Source organism: Campylobacter sp. MIT 99-7217 (genome assembly GCF_006864365.1).
GTDB lineage: Bacteria > Campylobacterota > Campylobacteria > Campylobacterales > Campylobacteraceae > Campylobacter_D.
This window is the reverse complement of record NZ_QHLJ01000006.1, coordinates 80,136-103,842: the sequence shown is the minus strand read 5'-3', so window position 1 is coordinate 103,842 and position 23,707 is coordinate 80,136. Positions and strand designations below refer to the sequence as shown.

Sequence of the window (23,707 nt, the reverse complement as noted above, 5' to 3'; positions counted from 1 at the left end):
AAGGTAAAAAAGATGACAAAGATAAAAAAGCCAAACGAGATTAAACGAGAATGGATCGTTTTAGATGCTGAAGGAAAGCGTTTTGGAAGACTTTTAACAGAGGTTGCAACCATTTTAAGAGGAAAAAATAAACCTTATTTTACTCCAAATGTTGATTGTGGGGATTATGTGATCATTATTAATGCAAGCAAAGCAAGCTTTACAGGAGCAAATAAAGCAGAAGAAAAGCTTTATCACAGACATTCAGGATATTTTGGAAGCACAAAAAGTGAAAAATTTGGGGACTTGCTTGCTAAAAATCCTGCAAAACTTTATAAACTAGCCGTTAGAGGAATGCTCCCAAAAACAAATTTGGGCAGAGCAATGCTTAAAAAACTCAAAGTTTACGCAGGCAGTGAGCACCCACATACTGCACAAATCGCTAAAGAAGGAAAATAATCATGGCAACAATATATGCAACAGGCAAAAGAAAAACCGCTATTGCTAAGGTTTGGCTCAAGGCAGGTAGTGGAAAAATAAGCATTAATGGAATGGACTTAAATACTTGGCTTGGTGGACACGAGGCTATAAAGCTTAAGGTTATCCAACCTCTGCTTGTAACAAAACAAGAAAATTTAATGGATATTAAAGCTACAACCCTAGGTGGCGGTTATAGTGCGCAAGCTGAAGCTTTAAGACATGGAATTTCAAAGGCTCTAGCAGCAATGGATGCAGACTTTAGAGCCTTACTCAAACCACAAGGTTTACTTACAAGAGATAGTAGAAGCGTTGAGCGTAAGAAATACGGACGCAAAAAAGCAAGAAGAAGTCCTCAGTTTTCTAAACGCTAATCTTGCCTTTAAAAGCCTAGATTTACTAGGCTTTTGTTTAAAAAAAGTTTTTGCATGTCTAGAAAGACTATTTTATTTGATCTTGATGGCACTCTCATTGATTCAAGGGAATCAATCATGCTTTCCTTTGAATTTGCCTTTGGTGTTTGTCAAAAACCCTGCCCTAGTAGAGAGCTTATAAGCTCTTTTGTGGGTTATCCCTTAGAGATCATGTTTGAAAAACTTGGTGTTTCAAAAGATCGTATCGATGACTTTGTCAAAGCTTATAGAAACAAATATGAAGAAATTTACCTTGATATAACAACACTTTTACCTCAAGCAAGAGAGGCTATAGAAGATGCTTTTAATTTTGCTGATTTAGCCGTAGTTACAACAAAAAATTCACATTTTTCTCAAATTTTGCTTAAGCACTTGCAGGTCTTAAAGTATTTTACTTGTGTGATAGGAAAAGAAGATGTTGATGAGCCAAAACCAAGTGCTAAACCCATAATGAAAGCCCTAGAAATTTTAAAAAAAGATAGGGAAAATGCTTATATGATAGGAGACACAGCTCTTGATATACAAGCAGCACTTAATGCCAAAATAACCCCACTAGCTTTAAGCTGTGGTTATGAGGATATAAAAAGCCTGCAAAAATATCACTGCGAAATTTTTAGCAGTGCAAAAGAAGCTGTGTCTTTTATAAAAAATCTTTAAGGATTTATTCATGTATTTCTTAATCTTTTTATTTTTAAAAATATAAAATTAAGATAGAATTTAATTCTAATGGGTATAATTCTTTAGAAAAATTTAAGTTTTATACTTAAAAATTTTATTATTAAGGAACATAAATGTTAAACACTTCCAAAACTTTTTTTACGGCTTTGATCCTTGTCTTCTTTGTTGCTTGTGGCTCAAGTAACGATCCTGAAAGTCTTACAAAAGATTTTCTTAGCGAAATTGCTGAGGGCAAATTTGATATAGAAAAAATGTATCTTGGAAAAGATGTTAAAGATGATGGCACAAAAGAAATGTTTACAGGTAAGCTCAAAGCATTTGCCCAAAATTCAAAAGCACAAACTGATAAAAAAGGTGGCTTAAAAGAAGTGAAAATCTTAAGTTCAAAGGTAGAGGAAAATAAGGCTTTTGTAGATTTTGAAATTCTTTTTAATGATGGTTCAAGCAACAAAGGCAAAGCTCGTCTTGTAAAAGATAATCAAACTTGGAAGATAGAAAAAATCTAAAAAGCAAGGTTCTTTGGCTTTTTTTACTTCTTATTGTATTTGTTTTAGTCCTTGTGTTTTTGCAAAAAAGCATTGATACAAGGGCTTATTCTAATAAAAATTTAGGCGATTTTAAAGATTTTAGCTTGGCTGATCTTATTTTTAGGCAAGGCATAGGATATGATAGCTTAGTTATACAAGAGCTTTCTCAAAGCAAGTATTCTCACCTTGGTCTTATCATTTCTACAGATCCTGTTTTAATCTTGCACGCAACAACAGATGATGATCCTTTAAAAAGCGATCAGGTCTTAGTTTCAAGCCTAGAGGACTTTTTAAGTCTTTCAAAAAGCATAGCCCTTAAAAGATATGATTTAAGTGATGAGCAAAAAAAGCTTATCGTCAAAAAGGCACTTCAAAAAGAGGGGGAAAAATTTGTATTAAGAGCGGACGGATTTTACTGCACCAGCTTGATAGAACAAGCCTTTGAGGATATATATACACTTAAGCTAAATAAAACCAAGCTTGATATACCCTTTTTAAGTGGAGAATATCTTTTGCCAAAGAGTCTTTTTGAAGATGAAAAAAGCTTACTTATACTTGAAAGAACTTTTAACTAAATAAGAAATTAAAAAGGTAAAATAAGACTTAGTGATAAATTTTTACCCTTAAATAAAAATTTAAGGGTAAAAAAACTTTTAAAATTTCTTCTTTTCTACATCAGCTAAAATATCAGCAGCAATAGCACTCACGCTATCTGAAATGGCAACTGAATCATTAGCGATTTTTACATTATCTTGAGTGGCTTGCTCTATTTGTGTAACGCTTTCATTGATTTGAGTGATACCCATGGTTTGTTCTTTGATACTTTCAGCCATATCATTAATGCTTTGCACAAGTAAATTTGTACTTGCTTCGATCTCACTTAAGGATTTTTGTGTTCTTTCAGCAAGTTTTCTAACCTCATCAGCAACAACGGCAAAGCCTCGTCCATGCTCTCCAGCCCTTGCAGCTTCAATGGCAGCATTAAGGGCAAGTAAGTTGATTTGATCAGCTATATCAGCGATGATAGAAGTGATATTTTTAATCTCCTCACTTTGAACAATAACCTCTCCTGTTTTATGTGAAACATTTTGCATACTTGAAGTAATTTCCTCAAGTGCTGCCGCAGTTTCTTCAAGTGAGGTTGCTTGTGAATTTGAGCTTTTAGTAAGGGTTCTTATACCCTCTTGTAACTTGCCTGATTCATCAGAAAGAGCGTTGGCAAATTCAGAGCTTTTTGTAAGCATTTTTACAATCTCTTGTCCTAAAAGATTTGTCGTTACTTCGACTATACCGCTTGCATTAGGGATTTGATTTCTAAAATCTAAGGTCTTATATTCTTCAAATATATGCTGAATAGCCGTCATATCACTTCCTACCTTATCCCTTAAAATAGAAAGAAGTTTATTCAGCCTAAGCACCAAAGCATCAATATCAGGATTTTGCGACCTATCCTCTACCCTGACATCTAAATTTCCTAATTCAGCTTGATTAAGAGCTTTGGTTACTTTTTGAACGATTTCTTTATTTTGCAAAAAAACTTGATTGGCTCTATTGATATTATCATTCAAGCTTTTTGCAAACATTCCAAGCTCATCATTTGTCTTTAAATTTAGAGTTGGAGGAGGAGTTTGGCTTTTAAAATTAATATAATCAAAAAACATTTTCAGCTTTTCAAGTATAAACTCTATCTTAGCCACGAGGTATTTTTTCACAAAAACAAAGATAATCACCACCACAATGAGAAAAGAAACAATCCCTGCTATGAGTATAGTTTTAAAAAGCTCTTTTACAGGGGCAAAAATAGAATCACTAGGTGCAAAAGTCGCTATAGTCCAATATGAGTTTGATCTTTTTCCCAAAGAAAAATGCGAAAGCCCCAAATAGCCTTGTGAGCCGTATAAATTTTCATATTCTACAACCTCATCTCTTTTATTTTCAACGCTAGAAGTAATTTTTGCAGCTGATTGTGCTGTGATGAGAGAGGGGACTTTTTTACCTAAATTTTCTTTGAAAGGATGCACGGCTAAGCTTAAATCAGGTCCCATTAAAAAGCTATATTCACCCTCAAATGATCTTTTACCCTCTAAAATATTTTTTGAAAATTCTTCAAAGTCAATGATAACACCGATAACACCCTGAACAACATTATCTTTAATAAGAGGGATAGATAAGGACGCAGCAAAGATTTCTTGACCTTCTACCTTGATAAATCTTGGATTTCCAGCACTTGTTTTTCCGCTAGAAAAAGCTTGATTGACGCTATTAAACTGCAAAATTTCAGTTTCGCCGTATATGATTTGAATATCTTTTTTTGAACCCTCGCTCCTATCTCGAGCAACGATTAAGATATCTCCGGTGGAAAGTCTTGCTCTTTCGTCAATATTAATGAAATGATTGTGCAAATGCGTTCCATTTCTTGCCACACTAAAGCCATAAGTTACATAAGGCATATTACTGATCGCATTGCCTACCCGTGCTGCTATGTCATCATAAGAAAAATTAAGATTTTGATCCATTTGAGATTGCATATTTTGAGCAAGGAAATTCATCACACTTTCTACTTCATCAAGCAAGCCTTCGATACGATTTGCGTGCCTTTTAGAAGTTACTTCAAGAAGTTTTTTTGATTCTTGCGTTTGAATACCTGTTGAACTTGCATTAACAATATACAAAATCGCATAGATACAGACCCCAAAAAGAAAGCCAAAAAATAGGCTCACCTTGAACCCAAGTTTTAGATTGTTAAAAAATTGCATGTCAGTCTCCTCAAAAAGTTGTTATTATAGCTCATTTTTTTGGTAAATACAAAAAAAAAAAAAACAAAATCTCTATTTTGTAACTTATAGTAACATTTTAAGACAAATTTTGACATAAAATATAATAAATAGTAAATATACATTTAATATTTATATAAATAGTAAATAAATATTTATCAAATATTAATTTTAAATCACTTAAATAAAACTTAATAAAATAAAAAAATATTTTATCTCGGCTAAAAAATACATAAAAACTATCAGCAAATCCCCTAATGGTTGTAATTTTTGTTACATAGAGAAATGATAGGAAAGCTTCGTGAATTTTCTGTGAATTTTTGAAAATTTAACGCAAAATAAGCAATATTTTCTTAAATTTTTTGTAAAAATTTTAAAAAATTAAGGCTTATTTACATTTTATTTAAAATTTGCACATTTTAAAGGATAAATTATGTTTTATTTTATGTCGGATATCAAAACTAAAAGAAAGGAGAAAAAAGCTTTAGCTTTTCCTCTCTTTTATCAGTGTATTCATCTTTGCTTGAAGTTTAAGCCAGTCTCTTTGTGGCATAGCAGGAGCGCCTCCATAAACACGCCCGCCTTCTAAATTTCGTATCGCAGCACCTCTTGCGGCTATGGTTGTAAAATCGCCGATTTTTAAATGCCCGCTTGTAGCACTTTGTCCGCCCATGACGACATTTCTTCCAAGTTCGCTTGAGCCTGCAAGTCCTGTTTGAGCAGCAAGCAAACAATTTTCCCCTAGTATGCAATTATGCCCTATTTGGACGAGATTATCTATCTTTGTGCCTGCTTTGATGATAGTGCTTGAAAACACAGAACGATCGATAGTCGTGCAAGCACCTATTTCTACGAAATCTTCTAAGATAACATTGCCATTGTGATAAATTTTAAAATGTTCGCCGTTTTTGTTGTGTGCATAGCCAAAGCCATCACTTCCTATGACACAATTTGCTAAAAGCTGACATTTTTTACCTATCTTGCTATCATTATAAATGACGACATTTGGGTGGATTATACTCTCATCGCCTATGCTTACATTATCCCCTATATAAGCTCCTGCCATGATAATGACATTTTCGCCGATACTTACTCCTTGTCCTATATAAACATTTGGCATGATCGTTGCGCTTTTAGCGATATGATTTTCTTTTTTTTCTTTACTGATCAAGCTTTTTGCAAAAAGCTTACTCAAATAAGCAAAATCAAGATGAGGATTTTGGCTTATAAGTGCTTTTGTTTCTTTTGGAACAAGGTGTTTAAAACTTTGACTTACCAAAATAGCCCCTGCATTTGTCCGCTCTATATCCTTAGAGTTTTTTTCTCCATCACAATAAGTAAGTTGCATAAAATTTGCTTCAAGTATAGAGTTTAAGGCTGAAATTTCTATATCCTCGCCCTTATATTCAAGATTTAAAAAATCCGCAATTTCGCTGAGTTTCATTGTAAGCCTTTCAAAAAATATCTTGTTTATTATAAGAAAATTTGATTAAAAAGTAATAAAATCACTCGGTAAATTCGCTTTGTTCGATATTAAGCCTCGTATCTTGCACAAAACGAGCATTTTCTTTAAGAAAGATAAGCTTTACAAAGCCTGTAGGTCCGTGCCTGTTTTTCCCTACTATAAGCTCTGCTTCTTCTTGTTTGGGGTTGGGGAAAAAATGCCTTTTGTATTCTTTTCCTTCAGCCTTAGCCTTGCTCTCTCTTTCTCTTTCTTCAAGCTCCTTATACACATCATCACGATAAACAAAAAGTATGGTGTCGGCATCTTGTTCTAAAGCACCACTTTCTCTTAAATCACTTGGCATAGGGCGTTTATTTGATCTTTTATCAACCTCTCTGTTAAGCTGAGAAAGGGCGATGATAGGCATGTTAAGTTCTCTAGCAAGAAGTTTAAAACCTCTTGAAATTTCACTTACTTGTAAATGTCTATCACTAAAATTTGAACTACTCATCATCAAGCCTATATAATCCACCACGCAAAGTTCTATGCTCTCATCTTGGTTTTTAAGCTTTCTTAAAATCGCTCTAATGTCTGCGATACTCGCACTACCATTATCATAGATATAAAAATTTTTTTTAGAGTATTCGTTGCAAGCATCAGCTACTCTTTCCCATTCATCTTCGTTTAAATCAGCAATTAAAAGCCTTTGCAAGGGGATAGAAGTCTTTGCAGAAATCAACCTTATAATAATCTGCGTTGCTGGCATTTCCAAAGAAAACAGCACAACACCTTTGCCATCATTAAGTGTTGTTTCTATAAAATTTAAACAAATCGTAGTTTTTCCCATACCCGGTCTTGCAGCGATGATGACAAGATCACCTGCCTTAAAGCCCTTTGTCATTTTGTTTAAATCATTAAAACCTGTATCAAGACCTAAAATTTCTTTATTTTTAGCTTCTTTTTGCTTTTTAAACTCTTCTAAAAGTTCTCCTAAAACCACAGGCATATCTTTGATATCTGAGCTATTAGCACGGTTTGTGATATTAAAAATTTCTTTATTAAGCTCATCTGAAATTTCACTCACAGGTCTTGGTTCATTGATCTTAGCAGGCATAGTGTAGGCGAAATTTAAGAGCTTTCTTTTTGTGGATTTTTCTTTAAGTTCTTTGGCGTATTTGCTTATATCAACTACAGAACTTGTTTCAAGAACTTCACTTAAAACCTTTTCATCAAGTTTTTTGTATTTTTTGATAAAGGTAGGACTGATAGGCTCTCTTGCATTAGAGCAAGCAACAATAGCCCTAAAAATATCCTCATGAGCCTTAAGACTAAAATCATTTGCTTCTATCTCTGTAGCAATGCTTTCATAAGCATTTTCACTATAAAGACAAGAAGCTAAAATCGCCCTTTCAATATCTAAATCCAAATATCCATCATCTAAATAACCCATCTTTAATCTTTAATCCTTAATCTAAATTTATGCTTTAAGTAGCTTTGTTTTATTTTTTAACGCCAAGTATATTTTTAAGTATAAGCTTGCCCACTTCAACGCCGGGTTGATCGTAGGTATTGATACCAAGCATGATCCCGCAAGTTGAGGTAAAAAGCTCATAATAATACATCAAATACCCTATATGCCACGCATCAAGCTTTTCAAGCTCGATCAAATCAACGCTGAGTCCCTCAGCGATCAAAGCATGCATGGTCGCATCGCATTGTGCATTTAAAAGCTCGTGTAAATTTACGCCATTGCTCAAGCTATCAAGGTAAGAAAAGTCTAAATTTGGTATGATAGGTGCTTTTTTGCTATCAAGGATTTTTAAAAAAGTGATCGTTTTGTTTTTTGGTCCGTCCATAATGAGCTGTAAAAAGCTGTGCTGATCCCTAGCGCCGATCAAAGCAATAGGCGTTAAACCCACCCTTTTATAGCCTCTTTTTTTGCCCAAACTTTCAGCGATAAGCTGGATATACCACTCATTAAAGCCCTTAAAAGCGTCAGAATATGAAAAAAGCACATTGATATTTGCACTTTTGTGCGTGCAGTAATGATAAGCCTTTTGCAAAAGCTCTTCTTTTTTATGCATAAAAAAGTCCTCAAAACAAGCTCTAGCTCCTTCTAAAAAAGCTTTTGCATTGTATCCACAAAAGCAAAGTGGCACTATGCCAACGGCTGAAAGCACGCTAAAACGCCCGCCTACATTTTGAGGGATAAAAAAGGTTTTAACACCCAAATCAAGCCCTTGTTTATGAAGCTTAGAGTCCTTATCCGTGATAAAAACAAAGTATTTTTTAAGCTCCTCAAATTTAAGCGAAAAATGTGCTATAATGAGCTTAAAAAGCGAAACGACTTCTATCGTGCTTCCTGTTTTGCTGGTGATTAAAAACAAGCTTTCTTCAAGCTTTAAGCCCTCAAGAGTCTTAGTAAAAGAGTGCGAGGAGGTGTTATCGAGTATAAAAAGCTTTTTATCATTGTTTTTTTCATCAAAAAGCAAATCCCTAAGTGCTTTCACGCCACAACTTGAGCCACCCATTCCCACCAAAACGATATTTTTAATATGCGTTTTATCCTTAATAAACTCAAGACTTTCATCAACAAGGCTCAAAGAAGTATCGATCAAGTGATAATACCCCACATCGCCACTTTCAAGCTCATCATTGATCCGCCTAGCATAAGAGCTGATGAGCTTTAGTTCAGTTTTTGGAAAAAATAAGCTGTTTTTTAGCATAAACTTTTCTTATAAAAATAATTTGTCGCTTCCACAAAGCCCTCTACACTACCGCAATCAAAACGCTTGCCCTCAAATTTATAAGCCATGACCATTCCATTTGTTGCCTGAGTTAAAAGGGCGTCGGTAAGCTGAATTTCGCCATTTTTGCCTGCCTTGGTATTTTCTAAAATGCCGAAAATATCAGGCGTTAAGATATATCTGCCAATTATTGCCAAATTACTTGGAGCTTCTTCTGGGCTTGGCTTTTCTATCATCGAATTTACCATGATTAAATTATCCTCGACGACATTGCCACTTATCACGCCGTAGTTTGAAACCTGATCTTGTGGTACTTCCATTACAGCAACTATGGTGCAGCGGTATTTTTCATAAATTTTGATCATTTGAGCCATAACGCCGATACCATTTTCATTCACGCACAAATCATCAGCCAAAACCACGCCAAAGGCTTCATCTCCAGCCAAAGGTCTGCCCTTTAAAACCGCATCGCCTAAGCCTTTCATTTCTTTTTGTCTTGTGAAAGTAAAGGTGCAACGATCGATCAAAGAACGAATTTCACTGAGCAAATATTCTTTTTTTGTGCCTGAAATTTGATGTTCTAGCTCATAAGAAATATCAAAATAATCCTCCAAAGCCCTTTTTCCACGCCCCGTTACAAAGCCCATATTTTCCATACCAGCTTCCAAAGCTTCATCAACGCCATAGTGAATCAAAGGCTTAGTAAGTATAGGTAACATCTCTTTTGGTAAGCTTTTTGTCGCAGGTAAAAAACGCGTTCCATAGCCTGCTGCTGGGAAGATACAAGTTTGAAGCATATTTTTGTCCTTGAAAATTTATAAATAAAAGCTTGATTATAGCAAAAAATATAAATTTCAACAAGGTGCTTAAGGAATTTAGAAATGAAACTCTAAAAAATAAAAAGGTATGAAAATATCTTTATAGCTTTAATGAAAACAAAAAATATGCTACAATAACTCATTATCTTTAATTTTAGAGGAGAAAAAATGATCTTTGGAGAAAAAATGATCTATCGTGTAGAACACGACACTATGGGCGAGGTTAATGTGCCTGATGAGAAGTATTGGGGAGCGCAAACTCAAAGAAGCTTTGAAAATTTCAAAATAGGCATAGAAAAAATGCCAAAAGCTTTAATTTATGCCTTTGTCAATCTTAAAAAAGCTTGCGCTATCATCAATCACAAGCTTGGAAACGGACTTGATGCAGAAAAAAAAGAAGCCATTGTTAAGGCTTGCGATGAGATCTTAAAGGGCAAATTTGATGATAATTTTCCTTTGGCCATTTGGCAAACAGGATCAGGCACTCAAAGCAATATGAATGTCAACGAAGTCATTGCCAATGTAGCTACTGAGCTTATGGGCAAGGATTTTAGAAAGCAAAAAGAAATTCACCCAAATGATCATGTAAATAGGGGACAAAGCTCAAATGATACCTTCCCAACAGCTATGAGCATAGTTAGCGTTGAGCAAATCGAAAAAAAGCTTATCCCAGCTCTTGATGTGCTAATTTCTACCTTTAAGAAAAAAACTGAGGCTTTTAAGGACATAGTCAAAATTGGAAGAACTCACTTGCAAGATGCCACTCCTTTAACCTTGGGACAAGAATTTAGCGGATATTTATCTATGCTTGAGCATTCAAAAGAGCAAATTTTAGCCTCACTTCCTAGCTTAAGAGAGCTTGCCATTGGAGGAACTGCAGTTGGCACAGGGCTTAATGCTCCTTTAAATTTTAGCGAGGAAGTAAGTAGCGAACTTAGCAAACTAACAGGGGTTAACTTTGTCTCAAGTCCTAATAAATTTCACGCTCTAACCAGTCATGACGCCATCACTTTCACACATGGTGCGATGAAGGGCTTGGCTGCAAATTTGATGAAGATAGCTAATGATATAAGATGGCTTGCAAGTGGGCCAAGATGTGGCTTAGCTGAGCTTAATATACCTGAAAATGAGCCCGGAAGCTCCATAATGCCCGGCAAGGTTAATCCTACTCAGTGCGAGGCCGTAACTATGGTTGCGGTGCAGGTTATGGGAAATGACGCTGCTATTGGCTTTGCAGCCTCACAAGGTAATTTTGAACTTAATGTTTTTAAGCCTGTTATAATTTATAATTTCTTGCAAAGCCTTGATTTGCTAGCTGATTCTATGCTTTCTTTTAATGAGCACTGTGCTGTTGGCATTGAGGCAAATTTAGAAAAAATAGAGCATAATCTTAATAATTCTTTAATGCTAGTAACGGCTTTAAATCCTCACATAGGCTATGAAAATGCGGCAAAAATTGCTAAAAATGCTCACAAAAAGGGAATTTCTTTAAAAGAAAGTGCTATGGAACTTGGCTTGGTTAGTGAGGCTGATTATGATAAATTCGTTGTGCCTAAGGATATGATTCACCCTTTAAAGAAGTAAAGTTAAAGAATGAAAAGGCTGAAGTCTTATTTTAACTTCGTGCCTAAGGATATGATTTACTCTTTGAAGAAGTGAAATTTAAAGGCTTAAATCTCATCTTAGGCTTAGTTGTTTAAGGATAAGATTTAGCCCTTGAAAATACAATAAGGATATAAATTTAAAGAGTTAAAGGGCTTAAATTTATATCCACATGTGAATGCTAAATTTAGCCCAAGATCCTAATCTTTCAAAAATACTAAGATGAGAAAAAACTTAACTTAGTATATTTTAATACTTAAAAATCTTTCAAGCTTTTAAATTCTATATAAGGTGTGTGTACCCCAAGTATCAAGCTTTTGTTTTTTTCAAAGTCTTTTAAAAATTCTTTTCTTGTCTTTATAGCTTGATCCTTGTCAAGATCGTAAGCAATCGCAATATCTGGATTTTTAAACTGAATGCTTGCTACATGAACAAGATCGGCTATAAAAACAAATTTATCATGATCAAGACTTATGACATTGTGTCCGGGAGTATGTCCATAAGCTTTGATAGGCTTTATATGAAGCTTGGAATTTACAAGAGGCTTAGAGTGATCAAAAAATTGTTTTTTATCCTTAAAGATTAGAAGAGCATTTTTGCTTAGCTCATTGTTTGAATTGGTCCAAAAAGTATATTCTTTTTCATCAATCAACAAGCTAGCATTTGGAAAATTATTGCCTCCCTTGTCATTTAAAATCCCGCCTATATGATCTGCATGTGCGTGAGTGATAACAAGGTGGGTAATATCTTCAAATTTAACACCAAAACGAGCTAAACTCTCTTTTAAAAGCTCTCTTGTATGCGTAAAACCTGTATCTACAAGCATAATAAAATTTTTATCCTTGATTAACATAAGATTGTGTTCGTTTTTCATTAAGGCTTGACTATGGGCTTTGCTTTTGTCTTTAAATATAAGCTTATCCACAGGAGCATCTCTTTTTCCTAGTGAAAAAATCTTAACCTCAACACCCTGTATAGTGTATTCAAAATAATCATTTGCCTTAACAAAAGAGCTTGAAAGCAAAAAAGCAAAGATCAGCAAAATAATTTTTTTCATTTTTTCTCCTTTATTCGCAACTAAAAAGCTCGAAACTTCCCACTAATTTACCATAATCAAGCATAAAAAACTCATTACCACGAATGATAAAATCTTTCATACCCTGTTTAAAAAGGTATTCATTGATTCTAAGTTCGCCTTTTAAATTTATGGTTTGCCTTGTCTTTTTGTCTATCTTTTGTAAGATGACCTCCTTACAAACCCTTTCATCTTGCGAACAAGTATTTTGAAGCACTAGGTAAAAATCCTTACTTTCAAAACAAAGATTTTGTGCAAAGCAAAGCACATGAAGCATGGTAAATAAAATGATTTTCTTAAACATAAGCTCTTATCCTATAACTTAAAGCTGTTAGTAAATGTGTCTTGTTGATTATATCCTCTTTTTGCAAATCAGCACAAGTTCTTGCTACTTTTAAGGTTTTATTTATCCCTCTTTGAGAAAGCTTATATCTTGAAATAGCCTTATCTAAAATATCCTTTGCATCCTCATCAAGCACACAAAAACGCTTCAAATCCTCATCATTTAACTTGCCATTAAATTCGTTTTGTCCTCTTTTTTTCATAAATTCAAAGCCCTCATAAACCATTTGGCTCATTTGGGTGGAATTTATAGTGCTTTTATCATCTTTGCTGATCTCGTCCATTGCCACATAAAGATCTATCCTATCAAGTATAGGTGCTGAGATAGCATTTTTATAGCGTTTTATAGCAAGCTCGCTACAAGAACAAGCTAAATTTTTTGAAAATAAATTTCCGCAAGGGCAAGGATTTTGAGCAGCGATAAAAAGAAATTTGGTTTCATAACGCGTTTTTGAATTGACCCTTGAAACTAGGATTTGATTATCTTCTAAAGGTTCTCTAAGGCTTTCTATGATATTTTTTGAAAAATGTGGAAACTCATCAAAAAACAACACGCCTCCATTTGCAAGGGCTAATTCCCCTATCATCGCAGCCCTCGTTCCTCCACCAAAAATACTTGCTCTTGTGCTGGTGTGATGAGGATTTCTAAAAGCTCTTGTGCTTGAAAACTCACATTCATTAAAGCTTAAGGACATATAAGCATTTTGAGCTAAAACCTCGCTTAAACTTTGTGGAGGCATGATATAAGCAAGCCTTTTAGCACACATGCTTTTTCCGCTTCCAGCACTGCCCTCAAGCAAGATATTATGCATGCCAAGAGCTGCTATAAGACAAGCTTTTTTAGCATTTTCTTGCCCCTTAACTTCCTTAAAATCATAGGGAAAATTGATATTTTTGATATATTTTTCCCCATTAATTTCTATAAATTGCTCAAATAAGGGGTGAGAATTTTTAAATTTAAAATTTTCATACTGCTTTTCTTTGAAAAAAATCAAAGCTTCGTCTAAATTTTCTAAGGCAAAAACTTCTAAATTTGGTATCATAGAAGCTTTTAAAGCAATTTGCTTTGGAACGATCACTCTTGCTTTTTTAAGCTTTGCAGATAAAAACAAAAGCAAAGAAAAAAGCTCTTTTGTGCTTTTAATGCTCCCATCAAGTCCAAGCTCTCCAAAAACAAAAAACTCATCAAATTCTTCTTTTTGCAAAAGGATCAAAATAGCCATAGCCAAATCAAAATGCGAGCCATTTTTAGGAATTCCTGAGGGGCTTAAATTTATCGTGATTTTCTGGGCAGGAAAGGAGAAGTTTTTGCTCATCAAGGTTGCTTTTATGCGTTCTGTGCTTTCCTTGATAGCTGAGTTTGGAAGTCCTACTATGCTAAAACCGGGCAAACCTCTTGTGAAAGTGGATTCTACATCGATAATATCAAGCTTATCATTAAAACTTACGCATTTAAGTTTTTTCATTTTTTAGCTTGAGTATTTTTCTTTTTCGCTTTGAGATTTTTCTTAAACTCTTTATCAAATTTTTGCTTTTTTGAATAAGCGATTTTTTCTATAAACAAATGTCCATTAAGATGATCGTTTTCATGCTGGATAGCCACAGCCAAAAAGCCCCTTGCTTCAAGCTCTTTAAAATTTCCAAAACGATCTTGATACTTAAGGTATATGTTTTTATTCCTTGTTACCTCTTCGTAAAAATCAGGGACACTCAAACAGCCCTCATTACAGGTAATCTGTTCATCATCTAAAAAAGTAAGCTCAGGATTTATAATCTCAAGCAAATCCTCCTTTTTTTGTTCCTCATTTTCATCTGGTATATTCACAAGCATTACCCTTAAAGGAATATCCACTTGAATAGCCGCAAGCCCAACACCATTATAAGCAATCATTGTTTCATACATATCATCAAGCAAGGTATGAAGCTCTTCATTAAATTCTTGAACAGGCTCAGATTTTAAAAACAACCTCTTGTTAGGATAAGTGATAATCTCTCTTTTCAAAACTTACTCCACCACACTAAAAGGATCTTTATCCTTGCCACTACTATCAAGAGCTTTAGCGACTTTTTCTAAGGTTTTATCAACACTAGTATCATCTTTAACTAGGGTAAGGGCTACTTGTATGTCTATATTAACCTCATTTGAACTCATAAAGAAATTTGTATTATAGATATTATCAATCAAAGTTTGAGCAACGCTTTGAGCTTTTTGGATATTGGTATGCTGAAGCAAAACAGCAAAAATTCCATCTTTATAGCAGGCTACGATATCTCCTTTTACGACATTTTTTTGTAAAATTTTAGAGATATTTTTAAGTAAAATGACCTGATCTTTTGGAGAAACGCTATCAAGCACAGACTTTTTAACCCTAAAAAGTAATAAAGAATTTTGATAATTATACTTCGCATAGCCCTCAGCACAGCGTGTTAAAATTTTACTAAGAAATTTGAAATTATAAATCGAATACACCGGATCAAAATCGCTTTGTTCTTCTATGCTCTTATAAGTATGATTAACATATTCGAAATTTTCTTTGATATGCATAGAATACTTTTCAAGTAAAGAGGTATAACGCTTCATATCATTTTGCAAACTCTCGATAACATTAAGCATATTTAAATTTCCAGAATTTATGGAAAGTTCAGCTGCCTTTTTTTCTAAAACCTCTCTTATAACCTCTGTATTTTTATAAACCATGGCTATGTCTTGGAGCAGATGATTTAAAGAATTAAAACTTTTTTTAACCTTATTTTCAATAAAAATTTGCTTATTATCCTGAGTGTTTTCAAATTCCATCATCTCTAAGATACGCTTTTTAAAAGTCATTGTTTTATCATCAAGATGTTTTTCAAAGTAAATCTTATAGTTTTCAGGGATAGGAGGAACATTATCATTTACAAGTTCGCCTAAGACAGACTTTGCAAATTTTTCAAGTTCTCCACCGCTTATTTTTTGAAGTTTTTGATTATCCTTGCTATCACTATCTCCTAGACCTGAACTCATATCACCAAAATCAGATAAAAAATCGTTATTCATCGTCAAATTTCCTTAATTATTTAAAACTTTTTTGCAAAACCTTGTCAATAAGTCCGTATTCTTTGGCTTCATTTGAACTCATAAAAAAGTCTCTATCTGTGTCTTTGGCTATTTTGGCAAGTTTTTGTCCGGTATTTTCGGCTAGAATTTCATTTAAAATGCTTCTAAGTCTTAAAATTTCTTTAGCTTGAATTTCTATATCCGTAGCCTGTCCTCTTGCCCCACCTAAGGGCTGATGTATCATGATACGAGAATTTGGCAAAGCAAAACGCTTACCTTTTTGACCACAGCTTAGCAAAAACGCACCCATTGAAGCTGCTTGTCCTATGCAAATGGTGCAAACATCAGGCTTGATATAATTCATCGTATCATATATACTAAAACCACTCGTAATAACACCACCGGGAGAATTTATGTAGAGAAAAATATCTTTTTCAGGGTCTTCAGCCTCCAAAAACAAAAGCTGAGCCACGATAGAAGCAGCAAGTTCATCATGAATTTCTCCACTTAACATCACTATCCTATCTTTTAAAAGACGAGAATAAATATCATAGCTTCGCTCGCCTCTACTCGTCTTTTCTATCACATAAGGGATATACATTATTTATCCTCCTTTTTTGAGGACTTTTTCTCTTCTTTTGGCATAAAAATATCGTTAAAGAGCTTTTCTTCGAGTAAGGACATTTTAATCGCCGGTAAAATACCTTGTTTTCTATAATCCTCAAGCATAAGCTTTGGATCACTTCCATAGCGATAAGCTTCAAAATACACAGCCTGTATCACTTCTTGATCACTTACGCTTACTTTTCTTAGTTTTGCAAGCTCATCAACGATAAAGGTCAGCTTCACGCTTTTTCTTGCCTCGTCTTTAAAGCTGTCGCGTTTTTCTTTAGCCTTTTGGGTATTTTCTCGAATTTCTTTCAATTCATCTTCGCTAAAAGTGCTTAAAGCTGTTCTAAACTGAATATCAGTTTCTTGCTCGACAACTCCTCTTGGCAGATCAAAATCATAATGCTCGATCAAGGTATCAGCAAATTTGACCCTTAATTCTTCATTGATAAGCTTATAAAGTTTTTCTTTTTTGATCTGCTCTTTAAGCCTTTCTTCAAGCATTTCTTCACTTGGATTTTCTTCGCCCGGCAAAAGTTTTTTCAAAAGCTCTTCATCAAGCTTTGGCAAAACAAGCTCTAAAATTTCATGAAGTTTTATTTTAAAAACAGCTTCTTTTCCTGCAAGACTAGGCACTCCATAATCCTTTGGAAAAGGAACGCTAATATCTTTTTCCTCCCCAACTTTTAAACCTATCATAGCTTCTTCAAAACCCGGTATAAACTGCTTTGAACCTATTTCAAGGGTAAAATTTTCAGCCTTTCCACCATCAAAAGCCTTTCCATCTATAAAGCCCTCAAAATCAAATTTAGCAAAATCTCCCTCTTTCAAGGCTCTTTGTTCTTTAATCGGCTCAGTTTTTGCAAAACTTTTCAAGCCCTCTTCTTTTCTCGCATCAAGCTCTTTTTTTGTAACTTTTGGACTGCTGTATTCAGGGATAAGTTTTTCATAATCATCAAGTTTAACTTCGGGCTTAAAAGAAATCACAAGATCAGCTTTTAACTCTTTATCATTTCTATCTAATTTTTCTACAAAGGGTTCAGCGATCATATCTTTACTTTCTTTTTTAAGCTCTTTTAAAGCCTCATTAATCGCTTCTTTAAAAAGATTTTGCTCTGCATCGTATTCTAGTTCTTTACCATATCTTTTTATCACAGCACTCACAGGAACTTTTCCCACTCTAAAGCCGTCCATTTTCATCGTTTTTGCTGCCTTAGTGGCTATTTTTTGAACCTCATCTTGAATGCTTGTGTTTGAAATACTTACGCTTACGCTTGCATTTACAGAATCTTCTTGTTTTGCTAATACTTGCATACTTATTTTTCCTTAAATTTTAATGTAAATTTTACTCGCCACTATATCAAATTTTTGCTTTGTATTAGATAAAAATTAAAGCTTTTTATGTTAAAATTGGCACTTAGGAATTTTTGGAGAAAAAATGCAAGATAAATTTGAAAACTGCGTTCAAACTATGCTTGAAATTATGGGCGAAAATCCTGCCCGCGAAGGACTTTTAAAAACGCCTCAAAGAGTTTTTAAGGCTTTTGAGTTTTTGACAAGTGGCTATCATCAAGATGTGAAAGAAATTTTAAATGACGCCTTATTTGAAAGCTCAAATAACGAAATGGTTTTGGTGCGAGATATAGAATTTTACAGCCTTTGCGAGCATCATCTTTTGCCTTTTTTTGGACGCGCTCATGTAGCTTATATACCGGATAAAAAAGTCGTTGGACTTAGCAAAATTCCACGTCTTGTAGAAGTTTTTGCAAGAAGGCTTCAAATTCAAGAGCAATTAACCGAGCAAATCGCTGAAGCTTTAATGCAAAATGTCGGTGCAAAAGGCGTTGGTGTGGTTATCGAAGCAAGGCACATGTGTGTTGAAATGCGTGGAGTACAAAAGGTCAATTCCACCACTTCAACCTCAGCTCTTAGAGGGCTTTTTTTGAAAAATGAAAAAACAAGAAAAGAATTTTTTGCACTTATCAATTCTCCTAAGCAGGTGCGTTTTTAATGAGTCTTGAAAATTTGCGTTCAAAACTTGCAAAAAAAGAAAATTTAAGCTCACTTTTTGGACAAATCACGAAAATTTCAGCCACAAGCATTGAGATCAAGGGACTTAAAACAGGCGTTGGCGACATCGTGCGTTTGGTTTCAAATGAAAATGAAAATTTGCAAACTATGGCTATGGTCGTGGAGGTTAAGGAGGATTTTTCTTATCTTAGCCCCTTTTCTTTCATCGAGGGCTTTAAGATAGGAGATAAAGCTTTTATAAGCGATGCAGGTATGCAAATAGGTGTCGGCGATTCGCTTTTAGGACGCGTGGTTGATCCTTTTATGAGACCAAAGGACGGCAAGGGTGGCATTGAGGTGAGTAAATTTATGCCTATTATGCGCGCTCCAATTGACGCGATGAAAAGAGGACTCATAAATAAGGTTTTTCCTGTGGGGGTTAAGACTATTGATGCACTTTTAACCTGTGGAGAGGGACAAAAACTAGGCATTTTTGCAGGATCAGGCGTAGGAAAAAGCACGCTTATGGGCATGATAGTAAAAAACTCCAAAGCTCCCATAAAAGTAGTAGCCTTAATAGGCGAAAGAGGGCGTGAAATCCCTGAATTTATCGAAAAAAATTTAGGTGGAAATTTAGAAAACACCGTTTTAGTCGTAGCCACAAGTGATGATAGTGCTTTGATGAGAAAATATGGCGCATTTTGTGCGATGAGCGTGGCGGAGTATTTTAAAGAGCAGGGAAAAGATGTGCTTTTTATCATGGATAGTGTAACGCGTTTTGCTATGGCTCAAAGAGAAATAGGGCTTGCGCTTGGAGAGCCACCGACCACAAAGGGCTATCCACCAAGCGTTTTAAGCTTGCTTCCTCAGCTCATGGAAAGAACAGGCAAGGAAGAGGGAAAAGGCACGATCACAGCCTTTTTTACCGTGCTTGTTGATGGTGATGATATGAGCGATCCTATAGCCGATCAAAGCCGTTCTATACTTGATGGACACATTGTTTTGAGCAGGGAGCTGACGGATTTTGGAATTTATCCGCCTATTAATATCCAAAACTCAGCCTCTCGTGTGATGAGCGATATCATCACGCCTGAACATAAGCTTGCTGCGCGTAAATTTAAAAGGCTCAATTCGCTTTTAAAGGAAAATGAGGTGCTTTTAAGGATAGGTGCATATCAAAAAGGAAGTGATAGAGAACTTGATGAAGCCATTGCTAGAAAGGATTTTATGCAAAAATTTTTAAGCCAAAATCCTGATGAAAGCTTTGAGTTTGAGCAAACTATAGCACTTTTAGAAAGCATTAACCAAACACAACAAAGCAGTACAAACATACAAGTTCCAAATCCAAATACATAAATTCAACTCCATTTGTTTCAAAAACGAACACTCATATCTTCTTTTTTGATAAAAATGACCAAATTTAGCTAATTTTATTTTTGAATTATGTAAAATGTATGCGGAAAAAATAAGGAGAAAAAATGTTAAGTAAAAGATCGCAAACCTTAGGAGAATCCCTAACTCTTGCTATCACAGCTTTAGCAAATGATTTAAAGGCAAAGGGCGAAGATGTGCTGAGCTTTTCAGCAGGCGAGCCTGATTTTGATACCCCGCAAATCATCAAAGAAGCAGCCATAAAGGCTATAGAGCAAGGTTGTGGAAAATACACAGCCGTTGCAGGCTTACCAAGTGTGCTTGAAGCCGTGCAATTTAAGCTTAAAAACGATAACGGCTTAAGCTATGAAACAAGCGAGATCATCACTAATGTTGGAGCAAAACATTCGCTTTTTGAATGCATACAATGCCTCGTTGAAGAAGGCGATGAAGTGATTATCCCTGTGCCTTTTTGGGTAAGTTATCCTGAAATGGTAAAATACTCCGGTGCTAAGCCTATCTTTGTTTATACAGATGAAAAAAATGGCTTTAAAATGACTGCTGATGAGCTTAAAAATGCTATCACTTCAAAAACTAAAATTTTGATGTTAAACTCACCTTCAAATCCAGTGGGTTCAGTATACACCAAAGATGAACTAAAAGCCTTGGCTAAGGTACTTGAGGGTACAAATATCATTGTATTAAGTGATGAAATGTATGAGAAGCTTTGCTATGATGATTTTAAATTTCATGCCTTTGCAAGCGTGAGCGAAGATGCTTTAAAAAGAACAGTTACTATCAATGGGCTAAGCAAGTGTGCAGCAATGCCTGGTTGGCGTTTTGGCTATATGGCAAGTAAAAACAAAGAACTCAACGCTGCTGTAAAAAGGCTTCAAGGACAAAGTACCTCAAATATATGCTCCATTACCCAGCACGCAGCAACGGCTGCTCTTTTAGGAAAAGCAAATGAAGATGTGGAAAAAATGCGGATAGAGTTTCAAAAAAGAAGAGACAAGGCTTGCGAACTTCTTTCAAAAATAGATACCATAAGCTTTTATAAACCAGAAGGAGCTTTTTATCTTTTCATTAATATATCAAAACTTCAAAAAGATTCTATGAAATTTTGTCAACAACTACTTGAACAAAAAAAGGTCGCTGTTGTGCCGGGCGTTGGTTTTGGTATGGATGGATACTTTCGTTTTTCTTATGCTACAAGCATGGATAATATCATCAAAGGTATAGAACGCATAAGTGATTTTATACAAAATTATAAGGCTTAAAAAATCAAAAGTTGATGAAAAGAATAGTCGTAAAAGTAGGCTCACATATCATTAGCGAAAAAAATACCATAAGCAAGGAAAGAGTGCAGAATTTAGTCTCCTTTCTTGCCTTGCTTATGCAAAAATATGAAGTGATTTTGGTCAGTTCAGCTGCCATTTCGACAGGACAAACAAAACTTAATATAAAGCGAGATAATCTCACTAATAAACAGGTTTTAGCTGCTATTGGTCAACCCTTACTTATACAAATTTACAATGAGTTTTTAGCCCCTTTTAATAAAATTGGCGGACAAGTCTTACTCACAGCTAAAAATTTTGATTCAAGAAGAGCAACAAAACTCGCAAAAAACACCATAGAAGCTATGCTTTCTTATAAAATCCTACCTATAATCAACGAAAATGACACCATAGATACAGGAGAGATCATTTTTGGAGATAATGACAGCTTATCAGCATATACAACTCATTTCTTTGAAGCTGATATGCTCGTAATTTTAAGTGATATAGACGGCTTTTATGATAAAAATCCTCATGAATTTAAAAACGCCAAACTCTTATCAAAAGTCAGCAAAATCGATGCAAAATGGCTTGAAGCTGAAATAAAAACAGGAAGCGAGCATGGAACAGGTGGCATTATCACCAAACTAAAGGCTGCTGAGTTTTTGCTTGAACGAGGTAGAAAAATGTTTCTAACTAGCGGTTTTGATCTTTGCGTAGCTAAAACTTTTTTACTTGAGGGCAAACAAATTGGCGGAACTTTATTTTCCTAATTGTAACTTTTATAAATAAGCTTTGCGTTTTTACTCAAAAAAAGCTTATCATTTCGCTTTTCAAGTCTAAATTCTTTATTCACAAAAGCTTTATTTTTAAGTTCAAGCACAAGACTTTCATCAAATTCAGGTAAAAAAAGCTCAGCTTTCACGCCCTCGATGATCACAAAAGCAGCACTTGTAGCATTTTCATCTTGCATATTTTTTAAAGCTACTGCCTCTTCAAAAAGCCTCAGGCAAGTATTTTTAAGTTTGCTAAAAGTATATCCAGCAGCTATTAAACAACCATTATTATCCTTTGCTCCACCTAAAGCTTTGTCTTCTGAATTGAACTCATTTTTTGTCGCACAAGAAATAAAAAATAAAGTCATAAAAATCAAACCGATTTTAAACATTTTTCTCTCCTTAAATTTACATAAAAACTTTAAATTTATATTCATTTTTTAAATCCTTTAAACTACATTTAAGCCTTCTAAATTTTAGAAGCTTCTTTATTTTTCTTTCCCCACTCACACATGGCATTAAGCACAGGGATTAGGGATTTTCCGCGTTTTGAAAGGCTGTATTCTACCTTTGGTGGAATTTGGGGATATTCTTTGCGAATGATGAGCTTATCAGCTTCAAGCTCTCTTAAAGCATTCGTTAAGGTTTTAAAGGAAATGCCCTTTAAATAGCGTTTCATTTCATTATATCGAACCACTTCCTCACGCGATAAACAATACAAAATACTCATCTTATACTTCCCGCTGATCAAAGAAAGCGTGTAGGCAAAAGGACTTTGCTCAAGAGAGCTTACACAAGCATTTTGCTCATCTTTTTCTAAAACCTCATCTGTAAAATCATTTATAAATTTCGTCATTTTTCACACTCCTTTTTGCTCGTATCTTACCTTAAATTTCGTATTGCATTCTAACAAAGTTTGATTTATAATTGCAAAATATTTTGAAAATTAAGGAAATTTCAATGAAAAAAATCAAAATAGAAGTTATAAAAACGCATTTTGACGAGGATTTGGCTAAGGAATTTGGCGTAAAAACTCCCTGTCCTGCCCATAGCGTAGGACAAGTTTTCATAAGCAACGGCTTTGATAAGCCAGAAAATTTTTGCGATGAGGCTTGGAAAGCGATTTATCAATATGTCTTTGCTCTTGCTCATATGAGTAAGGAGGAAATTTTTTATTTCAAAGACTGGATCACAAAGCCCGGAGTTGCCATAAATTCATGCAATGACGGCGTTAGACCTGTGATTTTTAAGCTCACTCAGCTTGATGAAAAGGCTGAAAGGGCTGAAATTTACGAGGCTCATTTGTGATTTATCTTTTTAGATCAAAGCAAGGCTTGAAATGATTTTTACCATTTTTATACTAAGCCTTATAGCAATCCTTTTAAGACCTTTAAATTTAGGCGTTTGGGTGTATTCAAGCTTGGGTGCATTTTGCGTTCTTTTGCTTGGAAGCTTTGGCTTGGTGGAATTTACTTTTGAGGATTTAAGCAAGATTTTTGCTTTGGTTTGGGATAGCTCTTTGGCTCTTATTTGCCTTATCGTGCTTTGTTTTTGTCTTGAAATTTTGGGCTTTTTTGAGTATATTTCTCATCAAATTTTGCGAGTTTCAAGGCGAAATTTAGAGCTTTCAAGCTTTAGGCTTTGCTTTTTTTATTTATTTTTACAGCCTTTGTGAGTGCGTTTTTTAGCAATGACGGGGCGATTTTGATTTTAACGCCCATTGATAAATTTACTATATAAAGAAAATACTA

At 34.7% G+C, this 23,707-nt stretch carries 26 protein-coding genes; 12 read left to right on the top strand and 14 right to left on the bottom strand.

Annotated elements, in window-relative coordinates:
• Positions 1-12: 12 nt before the first annotated feature.
• The 5 genes from rplM (at position 13) to DMB92_RS06520 (ending at position 2,649) form a co-directional block, all read left to right on the top strand.
• Positions 13-438 carry a 50S ribosomal protein L13 gene (gene rplM, locus DMB92_RS06540; protein ID WP_142682255.1) on the top strand — a complete coding sequence of 142 codons (426 nt, stop codon included), beginning with the start codon at positions 13-15 and terminating at the stop codon, positions 436-438.
• Positions 439-440: 2 nt separating this feature from the next.
• Positions 441-830 carry a 30S ribosomal protein S9 gene (gene rpsI / locus DMB92_RS06535; protein ID WP_142682254.1) on the top strand — a complete coding sequence of 130 codons (390 nt, stop codon included), beginning with the start codon at positions 441-443 and terminating at the stop codon, positions 828-830.
• A 54-nt stretch (positions 831-884) separates the two neighbouring features.
• Positions 885-1,526 (top strand): HAD family hydrolase, encoded by a 642-nt coding sequence (locus DMB92_RS06530; RefSeq protein WP_142682253.1) that lies wholly within the window; start codon positions 885-887, stop codon positions 1,524-1,526.
• A gap of 134 nt (positions 1,527-1,660) precedes the next feature.
• A complete protein-coding gene (locus DMB92_RS06525) occupies positions 1,661-2,053 on the top strand; it encodes a DUF4878 domain-containing protein (protein ID WP_142682252.1) in 393 nt (130 codons plus the stop codon).
• The gene (locus tag DMB92_RS06520; RefSeq protein ID WP_142682251.1) at positions 2,032-2,649 is read left to right on the top strand and encodes a YiiX/YebB-like N1pC/P60 family cysteine hydrolase; all 618 of its coding nucleotides are present in this window, start codon (positions 2,032-2,034) and stop codon (positions 2,647-2,649) included. Before DMB92_RS06525 ends, DMB92_RS06520 begins: the two co-directional genes overlap by 22 nt.
• A gap of 78 nt (positions 2,650-2,727) precedes the next feature.
• Here the strand turns inward: DMB92_RS06520 and DMB92_RS09485 are convergent, their stop codons facing one another.
• From DMB92_RS09485 to galU, 5 genes are all read right to left on the bottom strand, one after another.
• Positions 2,728-4,830: a methyl-accepting chemotaxis protein gene (locus DMB92_RS09485; protein ID WP_312845144.1), complete on the bottom strand. Its 2,103-nt coding sequence runs from the start codon at positions 4,828-4,830 to the stop codon at positions 2,728-2,730.
• Positions 4,831-5,332: 502 nt separating this feature from the next.
• Entirely contained in the window at positions 5,333-6,292 is a 960-nt protein-coding gene (gene lpxD, locus DMB92_RS06510) for a UDP-3-O-(3-hydroxymyristoyl)glucosamine N-acyltransferase (RefSeq protein ID WP_142682250.1), read from the bottom strand.
• A 61-nt stretch (positions 6,293-6,353) separates the two neighbouring features.
• The gene (locus tag DMB92_RS06505; protein ID WP_142682249.1) at positions 6,354-7,742 is read right to left on the bottom strand and encodes a replicative DNA helicase; all 1,389 of its coding nucleotides are present in this window, start codon (positions 7,740-7,742) and stop codon (positions 6,354-6,356) included.
• 49 nt (positions 7,743-7,791) lie between these two features.
• The gene (locus tag DMB92_RS06500) at positions 7,792-9,018 is read right to left on the bottom strand and encodes a glucose-6-phosphate isomerase (protein WP_142682248.1); all 1,227 of its coding nucleotides are present in this window, start codon (positions 9,016-9,018) and stop codon (positions 7,792-7,794) included.
• Positions 9,012-9,836 (bottom strand): UTP--glucose-1-phosphate uridylyltransferase GalU, encoded by an 825-nt coding sequence (gene galU / locus DMB92_RS06495; RefSeq protein ID WP_142682247.1) that lies wholly within the window; start codon positions 9,834-9,836, stop codon positions 9,012-9,014. Before galU ends, DMB92_RS06500 begins: the two co-directional genes overlap by 7 nt.
• 207 nt (positions 9,837-10,043) lie before the next feature.
• Between galU and fumC the strand changes: the two genes are divergently transcribed.
• The gene (fumC, locus tag DMB92_RS06490) at positions 10,044-11,441 is read left to right on the top strand and encodes a class II fumarate hydratase (RefSeq protein ID WP_142682294.1); all 1,398 of its coding nucleotides are present in this window, start codon (positions 10,044-10,046) and stop codon (positions 11,439-11,441) included.
• 274 nt (positions 11,442-11,715) lie between these two features.
• On the opposite strand, the gene DMB92_RS06485 is transcribed toward fumC, so the two are convergent.
• From DMB92_RS06485 to tig, 7 genes are read right to left on the bottom strand one after another with little or no spacing between them, the layout of a single operon-like run.
• Positions 11,716-12,516 carry an MBL fold metallo-hydrolase gene (locus DMB92_RS06485; protein WP_142682246.1) on the bottom strand — a complete coding sequence of 267 codons (801 nt, stop codon included), beginning with the start codon at positions 12,514-12,516 and terminating at the stop codon, positions 11,716-11,718.
• 10 nt (positions 12,517-12,526) lie between these two features.
• Entirely contained in the window at positions 12,527-12,838 is a 312-nt protein-coding gene (locus DMB92_RS06480; RefSeq protein ID WP_142682245.1) for a hypothetical protein, read from the bottom strand.
• On the bottom strand, positions 12,831-14,342 hold the full coding sequence (locus tag DMB92_RS06475; RefSeq protein WP_142682244.1) for a YifB family Mg chelatase-like AAA ATPase: 1,512 nt from the start codon (positions 14,340-14,342) through the stop codon (positions 12,831-12,833). The genes DMB92_RS06480 and DMB92_RS06475 overlap by 8 nt, the downstream gene beginning before the upstream one ends.
• The gene (def, locus tag DMB92_RS06470) at positions 14,339-14,878 is read right to left on the bottom strand and encodes a peptide deformylase (RefSeq protein ID WP_142682243.1); all 540 of its coding nucleotides are present in this window, start codon (positions 14,876-14,878) and stop codon (positions 14,339-14,341) included. Before def ends, DMB92_RS06475 begins: the two co-directional genes overlap by 4 nt.
• Before the next feature lie 3 nt (positions 14,879-14,881).
• The gene (locus tag DMB92_RS06465; protein ID WP_142682242.1) at positions 14,882-15,913 is read right to left on the bottom strand and encodes a GGDEF domain-containing protein; all 1,032 of its coding nucleotides are present in this window, start codon (positions 15,911-15,913) and stop codon (positions 14,882-14,884) included.
• 16 nt (positions 15,914-15,929) lie between these two features.
• Positions 15,930-16,514, bottom strand: a complete 585-nt coding sequence (gene clpP, locus DMB92_RS06460; RefSeq protein ID WP_142682241.1) for an ATP-dependent Clp endopeptidase proteolytic subunit ClpP — start codon at positions 16,512-16,514, stop codon at positions 15,930-15,932.
• Positions 16,514-17,836, bottom strand: a complete 1,323-nt coding sequence (gene tig, locus DMB92_RS06455) for a trigger factor (RefSeq protein WP_142682240.1) — start codon at positions 17,834-17,836, stop codon at positions 16,514-16,516. Before tig ends, clpP begins: the two co-directional genes overlap by 1 nt.
• 124 nt (positions 17,837-17,960) lie before the next feature.
• Between tig and folE the strand changes: the two genes are divergently transcribed.
• The 4 genes from folE to proB all read left to right on the top strand — a co-directional run bounded on the left by folE (position 17,961) and on the right by proB (position 21,953).
• Positions 17,961-18,533 (top strand): GTP cyclohydrolase I FolE, encoded by a 573-nt coding sequence (folE, locus tag DMB92_RS06450; RefSeq protein WP_142682239.1) that lies wholly within the window; start codon positions 17,961-17,963, stop codon positions 18,531-18,533.
• The gene (fliI, locus tag DMB92_RS06445; protein WP_142682238.1) at positions 18,533-19,888 is read left to right on the top strand and encodes a flagellar protein export ATPase FliI; all 1,356 of its coding nucleotides are present in this window, start codon (positions 18,533-18,535) and stop codon (positions 19,886-19,888) included. The genes folE and fliI overlap by 1 nt, the downstream gene beginning before the upstream one ends.
• 122 nt (positions 19,889-20,010) lie before the next feature.
• Positions 20,011-21,183, top strand: a complete 1,173-nt coding sequence (locus DMB92_RS06440; protein WP_142682237.1) for a pyridoxal phosphate-dependent aminotransferase — start codon at positions 20,011-20,013, stop codon at positions 21,181-21,183.
• 14 nt (positions 21,184-21,197) lie between these two features.
• The gene (proB, locus tag DMB92_RS06435; protein ID WP_142682236.1) at positions 21,198-21,953 is read left to right on the top strand and encodes a glutamate 5-kinase; all 756 of its coding nucleotides are present in this window, start codon (positions 21,198-21,200) and stop codon (positions 21,951-21,953) included.
• On the opposite strand, the gene DMB92_RS06430 is transcribed toward proB, so the two are convergent.
• Positions 21,950-22,348 carry a hypothetical protein gene (locus DMB92_RS06430; protein WP_142682235.1) on the bottom strand — a complete coding sequence of 133 codons (399 nt, stop codon included), beginning with the start codon at positions 22,346-22,348 and terminating at the stop codon, positions 21,950-21,952. The genes proB and DMB92_RS06430 overlap by 4 nt on opposite strands.
• Before the next feature lie 77 nt (positions 22,349-22,425).
• Entirely contained in the window at positions 22,426-22,812 is a 387-nt protein-coding gene (locus DMB92_RS06425) for a winged helix-turn-helix transcriptional regulator (RefSeq protein ID WP_142682234.1), read from the bottom strand.
• Positions 22,813-22,916: 104 nt separating this feature from the next.
• On the opposite strand from DMB92_RS06425, the gene DMB92_RS06420 reads away from it, so the two are divergent.
• Together DMB92_RS06420 and DMB92_RS06415 are read left to right on the top strand one after the other, a co-directional pair.
• Positions 22,917-23,264, top strand: a complete 348-nt coding sequence (locus DMB92_RS06420) for a TIGR04076 family protein (protein ID WP_142682233.1) — start codon at positions 22,917-22,919, stop codon at positions 23,262-23,264.
• 31 nt (positions 23,265-23,295) lie between these two features.
• A complete protein-coding gene (locus DMB92_RS06415) occupies positions 23,296-23,631 on the top strand; it encodes an ArsB/NhaD family transporter (RefSeq protein WP_142682232.1) in 336 nt (111 codons plus the stop codon).
• Positions 23,632-23,707 lie beyond the last annotated feature (76 nt).

Excerpts from the sequence above, each read along its gene's own strand:
- rplM (WP_142682255.1), top strand. The coding sequence starts at position 13 with ATGACAAAGATAAAAAAGCCAAACGAGATTAAACGAGAATGGATCGTT.
- rpsI (WP_142682254.1), top strand. The coding sequence starts at position 441 with ATGGCAACAATATATGCAACAGGCAAAAGAAAAACCGCTATTGCTAAG.
- DMB92_RS06530 (WP_142682253.1), top strand. The coding sequence starts at position 885 with ATGTCTAGAAAGACTATTTTATTTGATCTTGATGGCACTCTCATTGAT.
- DMB92_RS06525 (WP_142682252.1), top strand. The coding sequence starts at position 1,661 with ATGTTAAACACTTCCAAAACTTTTTTTACGGCTTTGATCCTTGTCTTC.
- DMB92_RS09485 (WP_312845144.1), bottom strand. The coding sequence starts at position 4,830 with ATGCAATTTTTTAACAATCTAAAACTTGGGTTCAAGGTGAGCCTATTT.
- lpxD (WP_142682250.1), bottom strand. The coding sequence starts at position 6,292 with ATGAAACTCAGCGAAATTGCGGATTTTTTAAATCTTGAATATAAGGGC.
- DMB92_RS06505 (WP_142682249.1), bottom strand. The coding sequence starts at position 7,742 with ATGGGTTATTTAGATGATGGATATTTGGATTTAGATATTGAAAGGGCG.
- DMB92_RS06500 (WP_142682248.1), bottom strand. The coding sequence starts at position 9,018 with ATGCTAAAAAACAGCTTATTTTTTCCAAAAACTGAACTAAAGCTCATC.
- galU (WP_142682247.1), bottom strand. The coding sequence starts at position 9,836 with ATGCTTCAAACTTGTATCTTCCCAGCAGCAGGCTATGGAACGCGTTTT.
- fumC (WP_142682294.1), top strand. The coding sequence starts at position 10,044 with ATGATCTATCGTGTAGAACACGACACTATGGGCGAGGTTAATGTGCCT.
- DMB92_RS06485 (WP_142682246.1), bottom strand. The coding sequence starts at position 12,516 with ATGAAAAAAATTATTTTGCTGATCTTTGCTTTTTTGCTTTCAAGCTCT.
- DMB92_RS06480 (WP_142682245.1), bottom strand. The coding sequence starts at position 12,838 with ATGTTTAAGAAAATCATTTTATTTACCATGCTTCATGTGCTTTGCTTT.
- DMB92_RS06475 (WP_142682244.1), bottom strand. The coding sequence starts at position 14,342 with ATGAAAAAACTTAAATGCGTAAGTTTTAATGATAAGCTTGATATTATC.
- DMB92_RS06465 (WP_142682242.1), bottom strand. The coding sequence starts at position 15,913 with ATGAATAACGATTTTTTATCTGATTTTGGTGATATGAGTTCAGGTCTA.
- clpP (WP_142682241.1), bottom strand. The coding sequence starts at position 16,514 with ATGTATATCCCTTATGTGATAGAAAAGACGAGTAGAGGCGAGCGAAGC.
- tig (WP_142682240.1), bottom strand. The coding sequence starts at position 17,836 with ATGCAAGTATTAGCAAAACAAGAAGATTCTGTAAATGCAAGCGTAAGC.
- folE (WP_142682239.1), top strand. The coding sequence starts at position 17,961 with ATGCAAGATAAATTTGAAAACTGCGTTCAAACTATGCTTGAAATTATG.
- fliI (WP_142682238.1), top strand. The coding sequence starts at position 18,533 with ATGAGTCTTGAAAATTTGCGTTCAAAACTTGCAAAAAAAGAAAATTTA.
- DMB92_RS06440 (WP_142682237.1), top strand. The coding sequence starts at position 20,011 with ATGTTAAGTAAAAGATCGCAAACCTTAGGAGAATCCCTAACTCTTGCT.
- proB (WP_142682236.1), top strand. The coding sequence starts at position 21,198 with ATGAAAAGAATAGTCGTAAAAGTAGGCTCACATATCATTAGCGAAAAA.
- DMB92_RS06430 (WP_142682235.1), bottom strand. The coding sequence starts at position 22,348 with ATGTTTAAAATCGGTTTGATTTTTATGACTTTATTTTTTATTTCTTGT.
- DMB92_RS06425 (WP_142682234.1), bottom strand. The coding sequence starts at position 22,812 with ATGACGAAATTTATAAATGATTTTACAGATGAGGTTTTAGAAAAAGAT.
- DMB92_RS06420 (WP_142682233.1), top strand. The coding sequence starts at position 22,917 with ATGAAAAAAATCAAAATAGAAGTTATAAAAACGCATTTTGACGAGGAT.
- DMB92_RS06415 (WP_142682232.1), top strand. The coding sequence starts at position 23,296 with ATGATTTTTACCATTTTTATACTAAGCCTTATAGCAATCCTTTTAAGA.